The sequence below is a fragment of the Wolbachia endosymbiont of Trichogramma pretiosum genome (genome assembly GCF_001439985.1).
GTDB lineage: Bacteria > Pseudomonadota > Alphaproteobacteria > Rickettsiales > Anaplasmataceae > Wolbachia.
In genome coordinates, this window is record NZ_CM003641.1 from 669298 (window position 1) to 686771 (window position 17474).

The 17474-nt window shown below is 34.1% G+C and carries 21 protein-coding genes and 2 tRNA genes; 11 read left to right on the forward strand and 12 right to left on the reverse strand.

Features of this window, described 5'->3' with window-relative positions:
* Positions 1-8 precede the first annotated feature (8 nt).
* Both nuoF and wTpre_RS03215 read right to left on the reverse strand, forming a co-directional pair.
* Complete coding sequence (gene nuoF, locus wTpre_RS03210) at positions 9-1262, reverse strand: NADH-quinone oxidoreductase subunit NuoF (protein WP_068651928.1); 1254 nt, start codon at positions 1260-1262, stop codon at positions 9-11.
* A gap of 17 nt (positions 1263-1279) precedes the next feature.
* Positions 1280-1352 (reverse strand) — tRNA-Lys (locus wTpre_RS03215).
* Positions 1353-1651: 299 nt separating this feature from the next.
* On the opposite strand from wTpre_RS03215, the gene wTpre_RS03220 reads away from it, so the two are divergent.
* The 7 genes from wTpre_RS03220 to wTpre_RS03245 all read left to right on the forward strand — a co-directional run bounded on the left by wTpre_RS03220 (position 1652) and on the right by wTpre_RS03245 (position 4408).
* Positions 1652-1724, forward strand: a tRNA-Ala gene (locus wTpre_RS03220).
* Between the two features lie 202 nt (positions 1725-1926).
* Positions 1927-2070 carry a hypothetical protein gene (locus tag wTpre_RS05665; protein WP_157055010.1) on the forward strand — a complete coding sequence of 48 codons (144 nt, stop codon included), beginning with the start codon at positions 1927-1929 and terminating at the stop codon, positions 2068-2070.
* A 212-nt stretch (positions 2071-2282) separates the two neighbouring features.
* On the forward strand, positions 2283-2474 hold the full coding sequence (locus wTpre_RS03225) for a hypothetical protein (protein ID WP_068651930.1): 192 nt from the start codon (positions 2283-2285) through the stop codon (positions 2472-2474).
* 345 nt (positions 2475-2819) lie between these two features.
* Positions 2820-3278 (forward strand): hypothetical protein, encoded by a 459-nt coding sequence (locus wTpre_RS03230; protein ID WP_068651932.1) that lies wholly within the window; start codon positions 2820-2822, stop codon positions 3276-3278.
* A gap of 28 nt (positions 3279-3306) precedes the next feature.
* Positions 3307-3429: a hypothetical protein gene (locus tag wTpre_RS07200; protein ID WP_256359276.1), complete on the forward strand. Its 123-nt coding sequence runs from the start codon at positions 3307-3309 to the stop codon at positions 3427-3429.
* A 114-nt stretch (positions 3430-3543) separates the two neighbouring features.
* Positions 3544-3813 (forward strand): hypothetical protein, encoded by a 270-nt coding sequence (locus wTpre_RS03240; protein WP_068651936.1) that lies wholly within the window; start codon positions 3544-3546, stop codon positions 3811-3813.
* Positions 3814-3940: 127 nt separating this feature from the next.
* Positions 3941-4408, forward strand: coding sequence for a hypothetical protein (locus tag wTpre_RS03245; protein WP_068651938.1), 468 nt, complete (start codon positions 3941-3943; stop codon positions 4406-4408).
* Between the two features lie 74 nt (positions 4409-4482).
* On the opposite strand, the gene ccmE is transcribed toward wTpre_RS03245, so the two are convergent.
* From ccmE to wTpre_RS03280, 8 genes are read right to left on the reverse strand one after another with little or no spacing between them, the layout of a single operon-like run.
* On the reverse strand, positions 4483-4875 hold the full coding sequence (gene ccmE, locus wTpre_RS03250) for a cytochrome c maturation protein CcmE (RefSeq protein WP_068651940.1): 393 nt from the start codon (positions 4873-4875) through the stop codon (positions 4483-4485).
* Positions 4859-4996: a CcmD-like small membrane protein gene (locus wTpre_RS05840; RefSeq protein WP_179945505.1), complete on the reverse strand. Its 138-nt coding sequence runs from the start codon at positions 4994-4996 to the stop codon at positions 4859-4861. The genes ccmE and wTpre_RS05840 overlap by 17 nt, the downstream gene beginning before the upstream one ends.
* Entirely contained in the window at positions 4993-5829 is an 837-nt protein-coding gene (locus wTpre_RS03255) for a biotin--[acetyl-CoA-carboxylase] ligase (RefSeq protein ID WP_068651942.1), read from the reverse strand. Before wTpre_RS03255 ends, wTpre_RS05840 begins: the two co-directional genes overlap by 4 nt.
* A 4-nt stretch (positions 5830-5833) precedes the next feature.
* Complete coding sequence (locus tag wTpre_RS03260) at positions 5834-7219, reverse strand: NADH-quinone oxidoreductase subunit N (RefSeq protein WP_068651944.1); 1386 nt, start codon at positions 7217-7219, stop codon at positions 5834-5836.
* Positions 7216-8658, reverse strand: a complete 1443-nt coding sequence (locus tag wTpre_RS03265) for a complex I subunit 4 family protein (RefSeq protein ID WP_068651945.1) — start codon at positions 8656-8658, stop codon at positions 7216-7218. The genes wTpre_RS03260 and wTpre_RS03265 overlap by 4 nt, the downstream gene beginning before the upstream one ends.
* Positions 8659-8661: 3 nt before the next feature.
* Complete coding sequence (nuoL, locus tag wTpre_RS03270; RefSeq protein ID WP_068651947.1) at positions 8662-10509, reverse strand: NADH-quinone oxidoreductase subunit L; 1848 nt, start codon at positions 10507-10509, stop codon at positions 8662-8664.
* Positions 10510-10513: 4 nt separating this feature from the next.
* Positions 10514-10822 carry an NADH-quinone oxidoreductase subunit NuoK gene (gene nuoK / locus wTpre_RS03275; RefSeq protein WP_068651949.1) on the reverse strand — a complete coding sequence of 103 codons (309 nt, stop codon included), beginning with the start codon at positions 10820-10822 and terminating at the stop codon, positions 10514-10516.
* Positions 10813-11343 (reverse strand): NADH-quinone oxidoreductase subunit J, encoded by a 531-nt coding sequence (locus wTpre_RS03280; RefSeq protein WP_245609563.1) that lies wholly within the window; start codon positions 11341-11343, stop codon positions 10813-10815. The genes nuoK and wTpre_RS03280 overlap by 10 nt, the downstream gene beginning before the upstream one ends.
* Here wTpre_RS03280 and wTpre_RS06670 point away from each other — a divergent pair.
* Together wTpre_RS06670 and wTpre_RS03290 are read left to right on the forward strand one after the other, a co-directional pair.
* Positions 11249-11452, forward strand: coding sequence for a hypothetical protein (locus wTpre_RS06670; RefSeq protein ID WP_245609572.1), 204 nt, complete (start codon positions 11249-11251; stop codon positions 11450-11452). The genes wTpre_RS03280 and wTpre_RS06670 overlap by 95 nt on opposite strands.
* Before the next feature lie 690 nt (positions 11453-12142).
* A complete protein-coding gene (locus wTpre_RS03290; protein WP_068651953.1) occupies positions 12143-14056 on the forward strand; it encodes an ATP-dependent helicase in 1914 nt (637 codons plus the stop codon).
* A 42-nt stretch (positions 14057-14098) separates the two neighbouring features.
* Here wTpre_RS03290 and wTpre_RS03295 read toward each other — a convergent pair whose 3' ends face one another.
* Complete coding sequence (locus tag wTpre_RS03295; protein ID WP_068651955.1) at positions 14099-14854, reverse strand: alpha/beta hydrolase; 756 nt, start codon at positions 14852-14854, stop codon at positions 14099-14101.
* Position 14855: 1 nt separating this feature from the next.
* The gene (locus wTpre_RS03300; protein WP_068651957.1) at positions 14856-15383 is read right to left on the reverse strand and encodes a c-type cytochrome; all 528 of its coding nucleotides are present in this window, start codon (positions 15381-15383) and stop codon (positions 14856-14858) included.
* A gap of 286 nt (positions 15384-15669) precedes the next feature.
* Between wTpre_RS03300 and ruvA the strand changes: the two genes are divergently transcribed.
* Together ruvA and ruvB are read left to right on the forward strand one after the other, a co-directional pair.
* Positions 15670-16242 carry a Holliday junction branch migration protein RuvA gene (ruvA, locus tag wTpre_RS03305; RefSeq protein WP_068651959.1) on the forward strand — a complete coding sequence of 191 codons (573 nt, stop codon included), beginning with the start codon at positions 15670-15672 and terminating at the stop codon, positions 16240-16242.
* Positions 16239-17228: a Holliday junction branch migration DNA helicase RuvB gene (gene ruvB / locus wTpre_RS03310; protein ID WP_068651961.1), complete on the forward strand. Its 990-nt coding sequence runs from the start codon at positions 16239-16241 to the stop codon at positions 17226-17228. The genes ruvA and ruvB overlap by 4 nt, the downstream gene beginning before the upstream one ends.
* Positions 17229-17474 lie beyond the last annotated feature (246 nt).

Here is a 17474-nt window from a genome sequence, read left to right on the forward strand (position 1 = left end):
AGTATAAGTTAAGTTACTACCTTGTCTTCAATTATATGACGAAAATGTCTGATTAACCCTTGAACTGGCCAAGCTGCAGCATCGCCAAGTGCACAAATTGTATGCCCTTCTATTTGAGTTGTAAGGTCAAGTAGCTTATCTACTTCACCAGGTTTAATATTTCCTGCTACCATTTTTCTCATAATTCTCCACACCCATCCAGTGCCCTCACGGCATGGTGTACATTGTCCGCAGGACTCATGCATATAGAAATGTGATAATCTTTCTATTGCAGCTATTATGTCAGTTGATTTATCCATCACTATTACAGCAGCAGTACCAAGCCCTGATTGTACAGCCCTTAATGAATCAAAATCCATTTCAATAGTATCACATATAGATTTTGGAATTAATGGGACTGAAGACCCACCAGGTATTACAGCAAGTAAATTATCCCAACCTCCTCTCACTCCACCTGCGTATTTTTCAATTAATTCACGCAGTGAAATTCCTAGCTCTTCTTCAACATTACATGGATTATTTACATGCCCTGAAATGCAAAAGACCTTAGTGCCAGTATTATTTGGTTTACCCAGAGATGCAAACCACTCCCCTCCACGATTTAGAATATCTGGAACCATGGCTATAGTTTCAACGTTGTTTATTGTGGTTGGGTAGCCAAAAAGTCCAACACCCGCAGGGAATGGAGGTTTCATGCGAGGAAAGCCTTTTTTTCCTTCAATTGATTCAAGTTGAGCTGTTTCTTCTCCACATATATAAGCTCCTGCACCTCTGTGAATGAATACATCAAGATCATAACCTGATTTGCAGGCATTTTTTCCAATTAAGTTTTCTTTATAGGCTTCCTCAAGTGCCTTTTTTAGAACTAAATATTCATTATAAAATTCACCTCTGATATAAATATATGCAACTGATGCGCTGATCGCTCTGCCAGCTAGAAGAATTCCCTCAAGTAACTTATATGGCTCATATCGTAATATATCTCTATCTTTACACGTACCAGGTTCTGACTCATCTGCATTGACTACTAAATACGCTTTTGAAGTATTTTTAGGCATAAAGCTCCACTTAAGGCCAGTAGAAAATCCTGCACCCCCTCTACCCCTCAAGCCAGATTTCTTTACTTCCTCAATGATTTTTTCTGATCCTAAATCCAGTAATTCCTTTGTTTTTTGCCAACTACCACGTTTTTTTGCACCCTCAAGTAGTGGTGTTTCTTTACCATTTAAGTTTGTGAATATTTTGTCCTGTTCTTTTAGCATGCTTTTAAGATTGTAAGTGATCCCGACGCGATTCGAACGCGTGACCCACTGATTAAAAGTCAGTTGCTCTACCGGCTGAGCTACGGGATCATTTTATTTTTCAGATACACTAAACAGTAATATAGTTTTTATCTGTTTTAATCAAACTAAAATTTTCATGCGTGGTTAAATAAATTATATAATACACTGCGTTAGTGGTAATTTAATTAAAAATTTTTGAAGGAAAATTTCTTGTTAACTAACAGATTTATTTGGCAAAGCTGAGATATAACTCTAAAAAGATAGAGAATTTTACATAACTGCAGAGTTTGCGCACTATTGAGTAATAACATAACAGATAAATATTTCTTGCATTTCAGCGTGAGTGATTTATGCTTTAAGTGGGAATTGGGGGCATAGCTCAGCTGGTAGAGCATCTGTTTTGCACGCAGAAGGTCAGCGGTTCGATCCCGCTTGCCTCCACCGATCTATATTATCCCTAGGATACTATAAATCCTATTAAAACAGCTTGTTTTGATCTATTTCCTGAAAATCCCTATTTCTTCTTATAACTTTTCCTAACACAAGTGATGTTTGTTATTATAATTCCAATACATTCTAACTTAGTAATAAATTAATCAGTAAATAATAGAATAGCTATAATTAAATTGGTTTGGTAATACCTATGAGTGGAGAAAAACATATTTTTAAGATTGTGCCTGGAGAATCTTTTAGTGATACTAACGATATTCCTATTTTTGAACAGTTTCAACAATCTCACTACGGTACAGGCAGAAAAAATATTATGAATATAATCTTGCCAAAATGAATTTTGAAGCGTTAGATAATGAAATGCGTGTTCTTCACCCAAAATTTGAAGTAAAACCGGGAATAATATAGTGTACTTTCATCAGTATCTGTGACCAAGCAAACAATGTAATTGCTTCAATACCATGCCTTTCTCTTGCACACTTTCATGGCAGGCTGGTAAGTATAAAACCCCCATCGTTAGAAGGATCCTCATGTATTCTTATAGAACCAGTGGAATACCAATATATTACACTTGAAAATAGCGGTGATGATTATCAAATTTACTTGTCAGATTATCAAAGAAGTATGATAGACAGAGATACTGAAGAGCCTACTATTAGCCTCTTACACAGTGTAGTACTAAACAAGAGTATATCATGTAATGATTATAGTAATTCGAAAGAAATAATATTGTCTAATTGATTGGAAGAAATGATGTCATCTAACACGTTTACTAAAATCTTTGCTCATGGTATAACAAGCAACCAACTCAAAACTCTTGCCAATACTTTTAATAATGAGCAATTACAAAAAATCATTCCTGAGCTGAGCTCAACCATTTGCAGGTCTTAGGAGAGCACTTAACAGATAACCAATTCCTAGCTTTAGTAAAGCATCTAACCAATCATCAATTAAAAGCCCTTACTCACACATTGGATTCAAAAAAAGTTAGAAATAATAGTCCCCTTATTAAATAAGGATCAGGTTGCAAACTTAGTAAAAGACTTTAACCTAGATCAAGTAAAAGAAATTTTCTCTCACTTAAAAATGGATCAGTTTCAGGAAGTTATTAATACAATGAGCAATGATCAGTTTGTAGAATTAATAAAAGATGCAGATGAAAAAACTTTCAACACTCTTTCATATGAAACATTAAAAGATCGACTTCCAACTCTAGTAAAAATGATAGAAGGAGATAAATTACATAATTTAATTAACAAGCTAGACCATGAGAAACTTGCAATAGTAACTCGAGAGTTAACTGATGATTCTGATAAGATTCAGATGGTTGTTAAGTCTTTAGCTAACAACCCAGAAAAACTTAAAGCTTTTGCTCATAGTATGTCTCATGAGAAGTTTAAAGAACTTTTGGATAATTTAGGTGCAGGAGAGCTTAAAGATATTATTCATAGATTGCCTCACGAGAAAGTTATATCTGTGATTGGTGATCTTGGCAGTAAAGATCAGTCTAGTGCTATTATTAATAGCATTAAAGGAAAAATTTAACGAGCAAAATGAAAAAATGAAGGACCTTATGAGTAAGGTTGAACGAATGCTTCCTGAGAAGAGTGAAGCAAATTGGAATGATGCACATCCATCAACTTACGTTCTTCAAAATGTTAATGCTGAGTTTGCAGTAACAGATCATTTATTGTGAACTTGGATATTGATAAATCAACAGTGTGCATGTAAAACTAAAAAATAATTTAAACTTTAATAATTTATTGAGGTAATTTATATGAGTGAGAACTCGTAAAACCTTTTACAAAGAGTGGATAATGTTACTGATAATAGTGGAAAACAACTTATAAGCGCTCTTGATCTTATTACATTTAAGACAGGTACTAGTAAGGATATACAGGACCTTAAAAAAGCGGTTAGTGGTGGTACTGTTAAAAAAGCAATTGATGAATTAGCTAATAATATTAATAAACAACTTATTATTAGCTTGAATACTATGTTAGAAAAAGAGCAAGCTAAAGTTAAAAGTTTGGAAGATATAATAGGCGACGAAACTCAAGGATTACAAAAAAAAATCTAGCAGATTTAACCGCTAAATTAAATGATATGTTACCTGAGGAGGCACCACCATATTATGACATATTGTAAAGTATAAGAAAGTAACAGCCTCATACCAGTCTGTATATGCCATTTCAATAGGAGCTAACATGAGTAACAACAGTAAACAAGAAAGCGAAAATAACTTTGAAGCAATAAACCAAATGAGCGATTTCAACTTTGAAGAAATAGACAATATAGAAGTTAAAGTTAAGCCCACAAACTTTGAGGACATTGAAGATAAAATTGCAACAATTCATTACGTCTATCAAGTTATGGATAAGTTAATCTACGATTTAAATGAGAAGTTTGTTTCTAATTTGAATGTCTCACTTATCAAAAACATAGTACAACTTCGAAAAGAGTCTCTTGATACAAACCAACGCTTGGCCAAAGGTTTATCTCATTTGAATGAGTTAATTCAACAGGATGGATTTATTAATAATAATAAAAACTATAGAACATTGGCAGAAGAACTTGATCACCTAAGGGGAGAAGTTGAAGGGTTAAAAACAGCAATAATTGACCATAATAATGTAGAATGGGAAGCAGCAACTCACTCTGATATACTATGGTAGTTAGGAAAGTAACAGCTTGCTAGCAGGCTGTTACTCTCTCTACATATCGTTTCAATACAGCTGCATTAGGGAATCTACTTTAAAACTTTTGGCATATAGTTCTCATCATGTTTTGCAAACACCGTATCTGCAAGAAAGGTACCATTATCAAATATTTTACCTTGCACAACAACACCACTTTTTTCTGAAAACATTGGTGGAAGTATTCCCTGATATTTCACCATAATGCTCTTATTAAAATCTGTCATTTGAAAAATCACTTCGCTTTCGCTCCGTATCACGCTATTTTCAATAACCATTCCACCAACACGGATTGGCTTTTGATTATTTGGCAAGACTATGGCTTCACTTACTGTATAGAAAAATGAGATATTTTCTTTGAGCGTTGTTAAAACAAAAAAGACTATGCAGCTTAAAAAGCAGAAAATTCCTAAAGTTATAATTAATCGCTTATGTTTCTTCTTCATTATTATCTTTCAGGCTTTTTAGAGTTTTTTTACTTTTAGTATAGCAAGAAATGGTAAGGATCAATTCTCCGGTAATCAACGTAAAACTAATAAGGTAAGCAAAAATTACATATCTATTCATAATGCACTGCCAATAAATAACTCACCTGCATCAAAATGAATTAAGCTTCCATCCTTTTGCTGCAATACCAATTTGCCACTTTTATCTATATCAGCAAAAATTCCTTCATACAATTTGTTAGCTAACTTCACACTGATTTGCTCATTCATTTTGAATGCTTTTTTTAACCACATTTCTCTTATAGCATAAAACCCATCAAATAGCCATTGCTTTCTTAGCTTATTAAAGTTTATTGTTAATTCTTTTAATAGATCCATGTAAGACACAGATTCACCGTAATTGCTAATGCACGTTGTGCCTGGAAGTGGCGCATGATTGATATTAATTCCAATTCCTATAATGAGCCAATTTGAATTGGATTTTTTTTCAAGCAATATTCCGCTTATTTTCTTGCCATCGATTAGAATGTCATTTGGCCATTTATGTTGAAGATTGAGATCGTTTATGAATTGATCTCTTGTCATCCCAGTGCTTTGATACTGGGATCCAGAAGAAAAAGTATGTATTTCAGTGTCACACACTGGAATGACACCGCAGTGGGTTTGATTATTCAAGAAATTTAACGATAATAAAGTATCTCCAACAGCAAGAGCAGTCACAAAAGTCAATTCTGTCAATTTGCTGACATCCTTTTCTTGGTTAATTATCAAACTTGCATAGAGATTACCCTCTTGAGAAATCCAGCGTTTTCCAGTGCGTCCCCTACCTTCTGCTTGTTTATCGGCAATAATAATAGTTTCATTAGATATCCCTTTCTCAATCAAACCCAATGCTTCTTTATTAGTACTTAGAACTTCTTTGTAATGATAAATACGAAAACCTTCAAGTATCACCTTGTCAGCCCTTTAGTTTAATGAGTGAGTCAAGATCTTCTACATACAAGAAAAGAACGAGATTGATCAGTGAAACCACTGAAGTGATAATGAATAGACCCCTAGAATAAGCGACCTTATTACCACTAGCTTTATCAAAATACATAACTTTCATGATATTTAAATAATAGTAGCATGATATCACACTCGCTATTACAAGAATCAAAGACAGGCTGATAAAGCCATAATTTATTAAACTTTTGAATATAAAAAATTTAGCGATAAAACCTGCAAGTGGAGGTATTCCCGACATCGAGAGTAATAGTATAGAAAGATGGAATGCTAAAATTGGTTGCTTTTTTCCTATACCAGATAAATTTGCAATATCACAATCATCATCGTCAATTTGTACGAGATATGAGAATATCCCTATGCTTGTGATGATATATATCACCAGATACATTAAGGCACTATCTGTTCCTGCTTGTGTAAAAATAGAAAGTGAAGCAAATATAAAACCAATGTGACCAATTGAACTGTAAGCAAACAGCCTTTTTAAGTTTTGCTGATGCAAGGCCCCAAAAGCTGAGATAAGCACAGACAATGCTGAAACGTATAAGAAAAAAGGCTGAACATAACTTTTTACATTTACTAACTCTTCATTCATCAATCGAATTAAAAATGTTACAAGTGTAGCTTTTGGGGCCGTAGAAAAAAACGCAGTTACTATGGTAGGTGCACCTTGATAGACATCTGGAGCCCACATATGAAAAGGAGCAATAGCAAGCTTGAAACACAAACCAATTAGGAGAAAGACTAACCCAAAAACTATTCCATAAGTTATCTGATGGTTTTGCAAGAATGAACCGAGCTCAGGGAAATTGACTTGCCCTGTATATCCATAAAGCAGCGACATTCCATATAGCATAATGCAGGAAGATAGTGCACTAAGTGTAAAATATTTTACTCCTGCTTCACATGAATAAATCGAATCTTTATTAAAGCTCGCAAGAACATACAAAGATATACTCATCAACTCAAAAGCTAAGTAAAAAGAAATAAGACTATTTGCTGAAACTAAAGTTATCATGCCAAACAGTGCAAAAAGAATCAGTATTGAAAATTCATATTTATAGTCATATTTTGATAAATTCAGCATCAAAAGTATTAAAATTCCTGTGCTGAGAATTAACCCTTGGGCTAACCTGATGCATAAATTAAGTTTTAACAACGAATTAAAGAGAAAAATTTCATTGTTTTCTGCCGAAAGAATTAAAATAATCAAAGTTACCACTGTGCAGCCAAGTGCTAATAAGTTGATAGTTCTGCGGTTAAATATAATCCCAAGCAGCAATAACACTAACGAGGAGATAATAGAGAACGTTTCTGGCAATATCTGTATATAATTCATAACGCATTATATTTGACTAACAAATTTGCCATACATGGCTTCAAATAATTCAGTGCAAGGGTTGGATAAAATCCAAGCAAAATAACAAACACTGCAAGTAGAATTAAGACAGAAAATTCTATGCTATCCAAACGGTTATCTAATAATTTAGAATAGCTAACACCCCATATTATTTGCTTACATAAATTCAGCACATAAACTGCGCTTAAAATAGTGCCAAGTGCGACAAATCCTGTAAAAAACCCTATGCTCTTAAACATCCCAACCATAGCCAAAAACTCACCTGCGAACCCAGATGTTCCAGGTAGCCCTATTGAAGCCATTGAAAACAAAATGAACATAAAACCAAATTTTGGCATTGTGTTTACTATGCCAGAATATTTTGCAATCTCCAAAGTCCCAGTTCGAGTATATAGCATTCCAACACATAAAAATAAAGCAGCAGAAATAAGGCCATGACTAATCATTTGAAATATACTACCCAGTACTCCTTCCTCACAAAATGAAAAGAGGCCAGCGGTAACGATCCCCATATGTGCTATTGAAGAATAAGCTATTAACTTCTTTATATCATCTTGAGCAAACGCAACTAGCGAAGCATATATCACCGCAATAATGCTCAGCACAACAACGAAATTTGAAAAATACAAACTTGCCTGAGGAAGCATTGGAATAGAAAACCTTAAAAATCCATATCCCCCCATTTTAATAAGCAAGCCAGCTAAAATCAAAGATCCAGAAGTTGGTGATTGCACATGTGCATCAGGAAGCCAAGTGTGAAATGGAAACATCGGTACTTTTATTGCAAAAGAAATAAAAAATGCAATCCACAGCAATGACTGCACTTCAAGATCAAGGTTTGGCACTAATGTAGCTAATTTTTGTATATTAAACGTCCCAAAAGTGCTATAGATGTACACCAATCCAAGTAGAAATAATAATGAGCCAGTTAATGTATAAAGAAATAACTTAAACGTTGCATATACCCTGTGTTTTCCTCCCCAAATACCAATAATAAAGAACATTGGTATTAAAACAGCTTCAAAAAACACATAAAAGCTTATAGCATTCAGTGAAACGAAAAAACCGACTACAAAACTTTCAAGCAGTAGAAATAATACCATATATAGCCTAAGAGTTGTATAACTCATTTTGCAGTTGTAGAGTATACAAATTACAAACAAGAAAGTTGTAAGCAGAAGGAAAAGCAACGATATACCATCTATCCCTATTCCAACATTTCTAATTGGGTGGCTGACAAACTGAAAGTTCGCATCGTTATAATCAAATTCTATACAAGCTACAATGCTAAGCAAAAATGGAAGTACAGCAAAAAATAGAGCAAGGAATCTTAAGTGTATAGATTGATGATTAATCCTGATTAAGGATAAAATCAACGCTCCTATCAGTGGAAGTAAGAATATACTAAGTAACAACACCTTCTATTTAATTCCAATAATATATAAAGCACCGATTATTAAAGTAACAAACATAATAAATGCATAATCAAATATATAACCAGTTTGTAATTTTATAGAACTTTTTGAACATTCATTAACCAACCTTACAAGACCATTTGGTCCAAATGAATCAATAGCCTTAACATCAAGCTTCCATAGAAGCCTAGATATAAACCTTATCGGTGCTATTATAACAAACTCATACACCTCATCAAAGTACCATTTATTCTGCAAAAACTTAAGTAAAAATTTACTCTTAATTTGCCTAATTACTTGATATTGATAAATTAGGCACGCAAGTGCTATTCCACTTAGGCTTGCTAAGGTTGGTAGTAGTTTTATAAAGAAACTATAAAATCCATGCTCATCAATCATCACTAAACTTGATTTCCAAAACGAATTACTAGTTATGTTCAAAATATTTGCTCCCCATATTCCAGAAAATACTGATCCAAAAGCGAGTATCAGTAATGGTATAAGCATAATCTTTGGTACCTCATGTATATTAATTTTACTTTGTTTTTGGCTGTGGAACACAAGAAGCAATAACCTCCAAGAGTAAAAAGCTGTGAAGAATGCAACAACTAGGCTTATTACAAAAGCAAAGCTATCAGTGCTATAAGCATGTTCAATTATCAAATCCTTTGAGTAAAAACCTGCAAATGGAAATATTCCAGAAAGCGCAAGAGATCCAATCCACATGAGAGTATAAGTGCAAGGTATTTTCTTCCAGCAATTTCCCATTTTCTGAATGTTTTGCTCATGATGCATTGCATGAATCACATTGCCAGCACCAAGAAATAGTAGAGCTTTAAAAAAAGCGTGTGTCATTAAATGAAAAATAGCAAAATTGTAAGCAGAAAGCCCACATGCCATGAACATATAACCAAGTTGACTGCAGGTTGAATAAGCAATTATTTTCTTTATATCGTTCTGAGTAATTGCAACGGTGGCTGCAAAAAAAGCAGTGAGTGCTCCAACGATAACTATTAATTCTCGTGCCACATTTGATAACTCAAACAATGGAGAACACTTTGCTACTAAAAATATACCTGCTGTTACCATCGTTGCTGCGTGAATAAGTGCAGAAACAGGAGTTGGCCCTTCCATTGCGTCTGGCAACCAAACATGTAAACCAAGCTGTGCAGATTTACCCATACAGCCAATAAAAAGTAATATGCATATTATATGAGTTACTTTGAATTCACAGCAGAATGACCTAATGTTCTGCGTAACAAGAAGATCAGTTGTGTCAAAAACTTCAGTAAAATTCAAAGAGTGAAATGTATAATAAATAAGAAAGATTCCAATCAATAGTGCAAAGTCTCCCACCCTATTCACAACAAATGCTTTAATTGCTGCATTATTTGCAGAATATTTTTGGAACCAAAATCCTATGAGTAAATAAGAACATAGGCCAACCCCTTCCCAGCCAAAAAAAAGCTGCACGAAATTATCGCTTACAACCAGCACAATCATGCAAAACGTAAATAGTGATAGGTAAGAAAAAAACCTCGACTTCCCCTTATCATGCTCCATATAACCGATAGAGTAGAGATGTACTACCAGTGAAACGGTGGTAATAACAATAAGCATTAAGGATGAGAGAGCATCCACACTAATTGCCCAATTTGCTTTTAAGATGCTCAATGAAAACAAAGGAAATAAACTCAAGTGATAATTTTCAGAGAAGGTAAGAAAAACATACCAAGATAAAACTGCAGATATTCCAATCCCTGCCGTTGTAACTAACTGACTTTTTCTAAAAAGTGCTGCAAATAGCGAACCAAAGAGTGGCAAAAATACTATTAATTTCAGTACATCCATCATACTTTCATTCTTTCATTAAGTTCGCTTTTTCAACATCTATATTGCCACGGCTTCTATAATATACAACCAATATTGCAAGCCCAACTCCTGACTCTGCTGCCGCAACAGTCAACACAAACATCACAAAAATTTGCCCAACTATATCATTCATAAAGGCAGAAAAAGCAACTAGATTGATATTAATTGCCAGCAATAATATTTCTATTGATAATAGTATATTGATTATGCTCTTACGGTTAATGAAAATACCACACACACCAATAGTGAACAAAATAGAAGCAACTATCAAAAAATGATTTAATCCTATTTCCATTCTACCCCTTTTCCAAATTTAGCCTTAATCAATTTAACAGATGAAGATTGTGCCAATTGCTTGAATACATTCTGTTTTTTAATTCCTTTTTTCTTGTCCTGCAAAGTAAGAGCAATTGCACCGACAATTGCAATAAGTAGCAAAATTCCAGAAAGATGAAAAGCGTACATGTAGTCAGTGTAGAGCAAATTACCGATAGCTTTCACGTTATTGGTATTATAATTTATAACATTGCTTATATTTGGTGCTGAGCTGCGGATTACAAAGCTGATGATTAGAAAAAACACAACACATAACATAGCACCAAGAGTTAAATGCTTTGCAAAACCCTGATGCAATCTTATGTAGTCGATATCGAGCATCATGACTACAAAGAGGAATAACACTGCAACTGCACCGATGTATACTATCAGCACCATCATAGCAATGAATTCAGCTCCAAGGAGAATAAAAAGCACCGCAGAGTTAACGAAAGTGAAAATTAAAAATAACACTGCATGCACAGGATTCCTTACGCTAATTACACAAACAGCAGATAAGATGCTTAGAACTGCAAAAGAACAAAAGAAAAAAGGCATTGATACTTTAACTGCAACAACAGCTATTAACTTAAAGCAATTATTGCTGTAAAGTCAATACTCTATTGAACGTTTGAGAATATTCTACTACAAGCTTCAGCTCCATTTTAAATAGAGCATTTTCTCAGTCACACAAACACTCTTGACAATTTTAATTTATTAATGTATAATATACGCGTGTTAACAGTTAGTTATGGCTCAAAATGTATAACATATTTGGTTACTTCAAAACTTGTGACAAGCAAAGTGAAAAATTAAATAGAGAGAGTTATTAATATACCACAAGAGGTTATGTGACAATTTACTTCAATAAAATACACTAGCCAGTTTAGGTAGATCATGGAGAGAATTTAAAGAAAAAGCATATGGGTTTATATATGATATCGGAGTTTGATTGAAAGAAACATATGAAAATCTCACCGCATGACCTAAAACGCATAACTTCTATGTTCCAGAAAAACTTCCTTTAAAGCTGAGGAAGCAAGATGAAGGAACTGAATCGTAAGCCATTCAAAACTCCACCTATCCACCAAACAAGCAGAAGCTCTAGTGCCAATACCTCAAATCAAGCTGTTGTTACTCGACATACACCTGAAGCTACTAAAACAAGATAGATAAAAAAACTACGTTTAAATATGTAGTACTTGAGTGAAGCATTCTTTACACTTTTCTATTCAATAAAATCTTTACAAGATTTGGATCATAGGTTTAACTTTAAGAAGTTATAGTCTATAGGGCTTCAATGAACGATTATCTCTCACTGTTAAATCCAGAACAACAATTAGCTGTAACTAACTTAAATGGGCCGATTTTGATATTGGCAGGGGCGGGAACGGGAAAAACAAGAACGATTACTTCAAGAATAGCGCACATAATTAGAAACGGTCACGCTTATTCTGATGAAATATTAGCAGTGACATTCACGAACAAAGCAGCAAATGAAATGATGTCAAGAGTGCTTGAACTCACGGGCACAAACATACCATGGCTTGGCACTTTCCATGCAATTGCAGCAAAAGTTCTACGTCATCATGCTGAGGTCGTGGGGCTAAATTCCAATTTTACAATTATTGGTGTGGATGACCAATTACAAGTGATAAAAAACATCATGAATGAAATCAACCCTGATTACCTATCAGAAAAATGTAAGACCATTATGAATATTATTCAGCAATGGAAAGAGAAGTGTTTACTACCATTCGAAGTGGAAGACGTTCAATCGTTTAGGCCAGTGTACGTAACTGCACTCAAAGTCTATCAACAGTATCAGGAAAGGTTGAAAATCCTTAACTCTATCGATTTTGGTGACTTATTGCTATATAACATACAACTCTTTAATAAAAAGATCGAGGTTCTATCCTACTACCAAAACAAGTTTAAATATATCATGGTAGATGAATATCAAGATACAAATGCAATACAATATCTTTGGCTAAAATATCTTGCAAAAGAGCACTCAAATATTTGTTGTGTAGGAGATGACGATCAATCGATATACAGTTGGCGTGGCGCAGAGGTTGAAAATATTTTTAAATTTTCCGATGATTTTAAAAATGCAAAAACCGTTAAACTGGAGTGTAACTACAGGTCAACATCCCACATACTTGCAACTGCATCATATGTTATCGATCACAATAAGACTCGTTTAGAAAAAAAGTTGTGGACAATAAACATTGAAGGGGAAAAGGTAAATCTAATAAAATTATGGGACGGGAAAGCTGAAGCAAGGTTCATAAGCGAACAGATATTAAAGCTCAATAAATACAGATTTAGTGACATTGCAGTGCTCGTAAGAGCGACTTTTCAAACCAGAGTGTTCGAAGAGTATTTCATAAAGTATTCAATACCCTATAGGATTATAAGTGGCGTAAAATTCTACGAACGTCAAGAAATAAGGGATATAATTGCATATTTGAGGCTTGTTACAAATAATAATGACGATCTCGCTTTTGAAAGGATCGTAAATTGTCCCAAAAGAAGCATAGGAGCTACAACTATAAAGAAAATACACAAGACTGCTCAGAATAACAAAATTTCTTTTTTTCAGGCAGCAAAAATATTGGTTAATAGTGATCAAGTAACCGAAAGAATTAAACTCTCAATAAATGATTTTTTAAATAAAATTAAAGCTTGGGAAGAAATAGTAATCGTAAAACCACTGCATGAATTTGTTAAAATCGTAGCAAATCAATCAGGATATATGGAAATGCTTGAGAATGAAGGAGTGACGGGCTTAGCGCGAATAGAAAATGTTAAAGAGCTCATTTCATCTTTGAAGAATTTTGACAGCACTATAACCTTCTTGGAGCATATTAGTTTGGTGATGGAGGTGGATAATATGAGTAGCGATGACACTGTATATGTTATGACTCTTCATGCGGCTAAAGGGCTTGAATTCCCGTGCGTGTTTTTACCTGGTTGGGAAGAAGGATTATTTCCTCATCAAAGATCTTTTGAAGATAAAAGTGGTAAAGCTTTAGAAGAAGAGAGAAGACTTGCATATGTTGGCATAACTAGAGCAAAAGAAAGGTTAATCATTTCATGTGCAGATAGGAGAGAAATTAATAATCAGTGGCAACCAATGCGCACTTCTCGATTTATTAAAGAATTGCCAAGAGAAAATGTTGAGGTGATCAAGAATAGTGCCTACTGTTGAAGCTATAACTGCAGCTCTTACGACAAACACATCTGAATTACTTCAATTATATATTTCTCCTGGCAAAAATTCTCTGATGGTCTTAAATAAAATTTTCAGTGAATGATCGTCAGACATGTTGTGTTCTGCTGATTTCATTAGGTGTACTTCAACGTCTGTTGACTTAATTTTTTCAGCTAAATTCAATGAAGTTTGATAAGGAACATCTTTATCATTAATGCTATGCAATAAGCGCACAGGACAGTTTATATCTATTGCTTCTCTGTTTAAAAGAAGGTTCTTTCTGCCATCTTCGATCAAATTTTTAGTTATTTTGTATGCACAATTCTCCGAAGTAAAATCTATTACACCTTTAGAGCTTAGCTCTTCTTTTTGCTTGTCTGACAATTGCTTGAATATTAAACCTTCAGTGAAGTCAGGAGCAGATGATATGCCGATTAATGCTGCAATTTTTTCTGGAAATTGAAGGGCAGTGAGCAGCATCAGCCATCCTCCCATACTTGAACCTATAATTATTTGTTTGTTGCTAGTTAATTCACTTATCACTTTAGCACAATTTTTTTGCCAATCACTTATTGCATAATCAGTAAAATCACCACTTGAATTACCATGGCCAAAATAATCAAAGAGCACAAGTGATATATCATTTTCTTGGCAAAATTTGTAAACGGCAGTTGCTTTAGTTCCATCCATATTGGATGCAAAACCACTAAGAAAAACTATAGAAGCCTTCTTTCCTTTTAGCTTTCGATATGCTATACGGCCATTACTTCCATCGAGTAATTTACAATAATTCATACTACTTTGGCAAGGCAACCGGACTATCGCTCATCGAACGCAAATAGCCGACTAGATCTGCAATCTCTTGTGGATTGGAAATGCCTGCAAATGCCATACGTGTACCTTTTATGTAGGCTTTTGGATTTTTTAAAAAAGCAAATAATTCCTCATACTCCCATTTCCCACCTTTTTCAAGTAGTGCTTTTGAGTAACTGAATGAGCTGCCAAGATGGGCTTTTTTATTTTCAACTATGTTCCATAAGTTTGGTCCCACTTTATTCATTCCACCTTTCTCAAAACTATGGCAAGCTATACATTTTTTTGCTGCTGACTTGCCTTTTTCAAAGCTAGCATTCTGCATGAGCGCTCCAATATCGAGCACCACTTGCTCGATTTTTTGCTGAGACTCATTGCTGCCAGCAGCTACTATCGTTTGATGTTCAATCTTGTACTCCTCTGGACTATAAAGCATATCAACTACATTACTAACTATCATAATTATTAGTCCAGAAAGCAAAATCGATGCCGCAATCTTATTAAGCTCCATAGTTAATTCTTATCAAGTAATGTTACTTAAATTATGCAAATATTTTCGCAAACAGCAAACAATTACCTTTATTCTACCAAAGATAGAATTTCTATTACTTAGTTAATAAAACACAATTCTGCTGCTGAGTAACTCCGTGGTCCAGTCACATACTGGTCCGTAATAATATATTCAAATAGATTTCTTGGAAACCTGTCTACATTGAAACTGAAACCACTTCTATAATGTTCGTTTGCTTGACCTAAGATTCAGGAGCATTTAAACTGAATTTTATAAAGTACTAGAAATGATAGGAAATCTAAGAGGAATAGTTGATGAGGTGTGTAGCGATCACATAATCCTGAATGTGAATGATGTTGGCTACATCGTATATCTTTCAGCCAAAACTTTAAGTGCTTGTTCGATTGGAAGTAGAGTAAAATTACTTATCGACAGTTATGCAAATAGCAGAGAAAACGTTACTCAGCTATATGGCTTTATAATTAAAGAAGAACAGCAGTGTCTGCGTTTATTAGTTAAAGTCAGCGGTGTCAGCTATAAAACCGCAATGTCAATTTTGAGCAAATTAACTCCAGAGCAACTGTTTTTGGCAATTATAAATGAGGATAAACTAGCACTTAAGGTAAGTGGACTTGGCCTAAAACTCATAAATCGAATTATTACTGAGCTGAATGGCAAAGTAAGTAAATTAGAAACAAATAACAATCATTTTCACTCAATTAGTGAAGATGCTCTTTCAGCTTTGATCAATCTTGGATATGAAAGAACAAAAGCTTATGATACAATAAAAAAAATAAAAGATGAATCACCAAACTTGGACACTAAAGATATTATTCGTATGGCGCTTAAAACAATATGAAGTCAATATCATGTAGTAAGGAATACTCTGAAGATGTACGTAATTTAAATATCAGGCCTGAGCAACTTGATGATTTTGTCGGGCAAAAAGACTTAATACAAAATTTAAAAGTGTTTATAAATGCTGCACAGACGAGAGCTGAAGCTTTGGATCACGTATTGCTCTATGGTCCTCCAGGTCTTGGTAAAACAACTTTAGCACAAATTGTCTCTAAGGAATTAAGGGTTAGCTTTCGTGCAACTTCTGGTCCATTGCTTAGTAAAGCTGGGGACTTAGCTGCAGTGCTCACTACTTTAAATGCAAAAGATGTTCTATTTATCGATGAGATCCATAGATTAAATCGTAGCATTGAGGAAGTTTTATATACTGCTATGGAAGATTTTTGCCTAGATATACTGGTAGGTGAGGGCCCATCTACCAGAACTTTAAGAATAGACTTACCACCATTTACACTGATTGGGGCAACAACACGGCTTGGACTTCTTTCTGCACCGCTGAGGGATCGTTTTGGTATTCCCCTGCATCTTGAGTTTTATTCTTTTGAGGAACTGGTTGATATTATAAAAAGAGGTGCAAGAGTTCTTTGTGCTGAAATCGAAAAGGATGCTGTGCAAGAAATTGCCTGCCGCTCCCGTGGTACTCCAAGAATTGCTTTGAGATTACTGAGAAGAATAAGAGATTTTGTTGAAGTAAAAGATGATAAAAAAATTACCTGTGAAATTGCCGGTTCTGCACTATCAAAATTGGGTATAGACAAAATGGGACTAAATAAATTAGATATGGATTATCTGAGATTTTTGTTTAACACCTCAGGACCTGTTGGAATTGACACCATATCTATTGCACTATCTGAAGATGTTGGCAATATTGAAGAAACAATAGAACCTTATTTAATCAAGGTCAGTTTCATAAAGCGTACACCAAGAGGACGTGTTTTAACTGATCAAGCAAAGGAATACCTCAGCACTAATTCAGTGGTATGCTAGTATTATACTATATACTAGAACATTGTATAGTATTACACTAAAAATTATAATATCCTTTTATTATATGATTTGCAGATGTTTTAAAGGCAAATAAGAAAGTCTTCTGTTGTAGTGAATATGTTCTTGAAAAATTACGTAATATATGCTAGTCTGTATATACTATAAATGTAAAAATATCAATAACTTATTGATATTTTTTAAGATTAATACTTATTAAATACTTCATATTGTAAGATTGAATTATTA